This window comes from Streptomyces misionensis (genome assembly GCF_007896895.1).
GTDB lineage: Bacteria > Actinomycetota > Actinomycetes > Streptomycetales > Streptomycetaceae > Streptomyces > Streptomyces misionensis_A.
In genome coordinates, this window is record NZ_VOGW01000093.1 from 1 (window position 1) to 959 (window position 959).

Consider the following 959-nt stretch of genomic DNA (forward strand, 5'->3'; position numbering starts at 1 on the left):
GGCGGCTACGGCTACCCGCAACCCGCCACCCAGCGCCCCGCGGCCGCCCCGATGAGCGGCGGGCATCGGGGGGGCGCCGGCGGGCGGATAGCCGTACCCGCCCTGGCCGGGGCGTCCGGCGGCCGGGGCCGCGGGGCTCTGCGCGGCCGGGGCCGGGCCCGGCGCCTGCTGGTCGCTGGAGGAGGCGAGGGTGCGCGAGCGCACCCGGTACAGCCCGGTGTCCAGGTCGTCGGCCTTCTCCAGGTTGACCTTGATCGGGCCCATGAACGTGTAGCGCTGCTGCTTCGCGTAGTCACGCACCATGCCGGCCAGCTCGTCGCCGAGCTGGCCGGAGTAGGGGCTGAGGCGCTCGTAGTCGGGCGCGCTCAGCTCCACGATGAAGTCGTTCGGTACGACGGTGCGGTCGCGGTTCCAGATCGTGGCGTTGTTGTCGCACTCGCGCTGCAGCGCGCCGGCGATCTCCACAGGCTGGACCTCGGACTTGAAGACCTTGGCGAAGGTGCCGTTCACCAGACCTTCGAGACGCTGCTCGAACTTCTTCAGGACTCCCATGGGGCACCTCCTCCGTCCTTTGCCGTTTCCTTGCCGTGCTCTGCGTACTGCTGTGTGCGCTGCCTCGCCGGGTACCGCCGGTACTGCTTCCGGTACTGCTTACTGATCGTATCCACGCCCCCGGCAAACAGCCGGTTCCCCCAGCCGGTCCGCTTCGAACTCCTCCCCGGACCAGCGCGCGGGAACCCTTCCCGGCATGGATCGTAGAGGCGGCCGAGCACCAGTGTCCCGCACCCGGCCTCGCTCCCGGCCCGCCTCCTGGGGAGATGGCCGGGACCGGTACGAGGTTGATACGTGAACCAGGTCTCCTTGATACGAGAACCGCCACGAGAACCACCACGTGAACCGGCACTCCTTCATACGCGCTGAAGAGACGGGGCGCTGTGCTGATGGTCACGGGTGTGGGG

The 959-nt window shown here is 69.7% G+C and carries 1 protein-coding gene; it reads right to left on the reverse strand.

The genetic code is table 11. The features are described from left to right. The coding region (locus tag FRZ03_RS16390; protein WP_146465901.1) for a DUF3662 domain-containing protein at window positions 1–552 on the reverse strand (552 nt) is incomplete at its 3' end. Window positions 553–959 lie beyond the last annotated feature (407 nt).